The sequence below is a fragment of the Intrasporangium chromatireducens Q5-1 genome (assembly GCF_000576575.1).
Taxonomy (GTDB): Bacteria; Actinomycetota; Actinomycetes; order Actinomycetales; family Dermatophilaceae; genus Intrasporangium_A; species Intrasporangium_A chromatireducens.
On the sequence record NZ_AWQS01000364.1, the window covers coordinates 1 to 2,831 of the forward strand.

2 protein-coding genes and 1 pseudogene are annotated in these 2,831 nt (G+C 74.2%); 1 reads left to right on the top strand and 2 read right to left on the bottom strand.

The genetic code is table 11. The features are described 5' to 3' along the window. Positions 1–192 (bottom strand): annotated as a pseudogene (locus tag N864_RS21020) (NAD(+) diphosphatase); the annotation flags it as partial. A gap of 40 nt (positions 193–232) precedes the next feature. Here N864_RS21020 and N864_RS23860 point away from each other — a divergent pair. Continuing rightward, entirely contained in the window at positions 233–1,828 is a 1,596-nt protein-coding gene (locus tag N864_RS23860) for a phosphotransferase (protein ID WP_051518890.1), read from the top strand. Positions 1,829–1,872: 44 nt separating this feature from the next. Here the strand turns inward: N864_RS23860 and N864_RS21030 are convergent. Next, the coding region (locus tag N864_RS21030) for a RecB family exonuclease (RefSeq protein WP_034722002.1) at positions 1,873–2,831 on the bottom strand (959 nt) is incomplete at its 5' end.

Consider the following 2,831-nt stretch of genomic DNA (forward strand, 5'->3'; position numbering starts at 1 on the left):
CCGGAGCCGCAGCGCGGCCTGCTCGCCCGCGAGCCGGACCGGAGCCCGGCCGTCACGCAGCTCGATGACCCGGGTGGCGGGGTCGGCCAGCAGGGTCTCGAGCAGCCTGGGGTCACGACGTTCGTGGGCGGAGCGGTCGAGGACCGCGCCGGCGAGCGCGAGGTCCTCGAGAATCCCGTGCGTCGTCATCACCCTCCCACCCTAGGTTCCCTCGTCCGCTTACGGTGGAGGCGTGTCCCGGAGTGCCCTGCGTCTTGCCGCCCTCGCGAGCTCTGCCGTGCCCGGGCTCGACCCGGTGTCCGTCGAGAGCGTCCCGGTCCGGCTCGGAGCGCCCTACGCCTACGCGTTCGTGACCGACTCCCAGGACCGCCGGTGGGTCGTCAAGGCTGCCCGCTCGGCAGCCGCCGGCGCGCTCCTCGAGGACGTCAGCACACTCATGACCCTCCTGTCCCGGCGCCTCGACGTCCAGCTCCCGCTCGTCCGGGGCGTGGCCGCGCTGAAGTCGGGGCGTGCCGTCGTGCATCCACGGGTCCCCGGCCAGTCGCTGGACTTCGCCCAGCTGCCCCCCGCTGCGGCGCTCACCGCGGAGGTGGGCCGGACGCTCGCCCACATCCACAACCTCGAGCTGCTCGTCTTCGAGGAGGCCGGCCGACCCAGCTACGACGCGGAGACCCACCGCAAGCGGATGCTCTCCGAGCTCGACCGCGCCTCGGCGACCGGCCACGTGCCGACCGGCCTGCTCTCGCGCTGGGAGCACCGCCTCGAGGACGTCTCGCTGTGGCGCTTCGCGCCGACACCGGTGCACGGGGCCTTCACCGGTTCGCACGTGCTCGCCAGCTTCGAGGACGAGCAGGACGCCGGATCCGGGCGGGTCCGTGGGGTCATCGGCTGGGAGGAGGCTCGGGTCGGCGACCCCGCCGACGACCTCGCGGAGCTCGTCGCGCGGACCCATCCCGGCGCCCTCGACACCGTCCTCGAGGCCTACGTCCAGTCCCGCATCGAGCGGCCCGACACCAATCTCGTGCGCCGTGCAAGGCTGGCCGCCGAGATGTCTCTCGTGCACAGCCTGCTGCGTGCTCTCTCCGCCGGCGAGAGCCAGCTCGTCGAGCAGCTCTCTGCAGACCTGCGTGACCTCGACGAGCGGGTCCAGGAGGCCGAGCGTCGTGCCGAGGCCCGTCGGTTGCGCGCCGAGCGCGAGGCCCGCCGGGATCGAGAGCTGGCGCAGGCTGCCGCCGCTGCGACACCGGCGACGACCCGCCCGGACGGGCTCTCGCACACCCCCGGGGCCGGCTCGGCAACCTCGGTGGACGAGGCCACCCAGCCGTTCGCGGGTCCTGCTCCCGTCCCCGATGAGGCGACGCAGCCCTTCGCCGGGCCGGGCCCGGCCGCCGATGAGGCGACCCAGCCGTTCGCGGGCCCGGGCCCGTCCACCAATGAGCTGACACAGCCGTTCAACCCGTTCCTGGGTGCGGGCTCCGGGCTGGGCGGCCAGGCGCCCGGACCGCGGCGTCCCGCCGAGGCTGCGGCATCACAGACGCCGACCGGGGCCGACCCCGGGGAGGCGATCGAGCCGCCGGCCGAGCAGAGCTGGCAGCTGAGCACGGCGGTGGACCCCGAGGGCCTCTTCGAGATCGACGCTGTGGAGCCGCTGTCGGATCCGCAACCCGTTGCACCCACCCCCGCCGGCCCGGCCGAGGGCACCCCGGTTGAGGACGGCCCGGCCGACGACAGCCAGGCCGACGGCGCGGTCGACGACCGGCACGAGGGGGCATCCGACTACGTGCCGGTCGAGCGGGCGCAGGACCGCGACCGGCCGGGGCGGCCCTGACCGGGTGCCTTCGCGCACCGCTCAGCAGCTGGGGTCTCGGACTGTTAGCCCGGGACGGTTGCAAGCAACTCGGCGAGCGCTGCCTCCCCCGGGATGTCGGGCCGCACCGTGACGCCGTCGACGGCGTAGTAGAAAGCCCCGTCGACGAACTCAGGCAGCACCCCACGCAGCCGGGCGAAGGCGACCGTGTAGGCGACCAGCTGAAGTGAGCGGACGCGGGCCTCCTCCCCCGTCGGGCGGGTGCCCGTCTTCCAGTCGACGACCGTCCACCCGCCGTCGTCGCGCGGGAAGACCGCGTCGATGCGCCCACGGATGGCGATGCCGTCGATGACGGTCTCGATCGGCAGCTCGATCTCCTCGGGGATCCGCCCGGCCCACTCGCTGGCGAAGAACAGCTCCTTCATCCGGCTCAGGTCGCCCGTCGCCTCGCCGTCGTCGTCGGCGCTCCCGGGCAGGTCGAGGACGTCCACCATGGCGGCCCGGGCGTAGTGCTCCTCGAGCCAGGCATGGAAGGCGGTGCCCCGCCTCGCCGCGAGTGCGGGCGGCGCCGGCATCGGGCGCCTCAGGTGCATGGCGAAGGCCTCGGGGTCGCGGGCGAGCGACACGACGGCGGAAGCGGACAGGTGCCGGGGCACGTCGACGACGGCGGGGCTGCGCTGTCGCCGTGCCGCGTGCTCGGCCAGCAGGAGGCGCAGGTCGTCCAGGCGGGGGTCAGCCGGCGGCGTCCACGACGCCTCGGCGGCGAGCAGCTCGGTGATGCGGTCGACCGCGTCCACCAGCGCGGCACGCCGGTCGCCCATCGGGTCGTGCGGCCAGCTCCCGGAGACCGGTTCGGCGAGGAACGGGTTGTCGGGCGGCACGAGCTGTCCCTTGGGACTGGTCACCGGCTCCGGGGCACCCAGCCAGGGCCCTCGGACGAGGCGGCCGCCCAGACTCTCGCGGATCTCACGCAAGAAGCGGGACTCGACGTTGATGGTCTTGCGGGTGGACCAGAAGTGGGTCG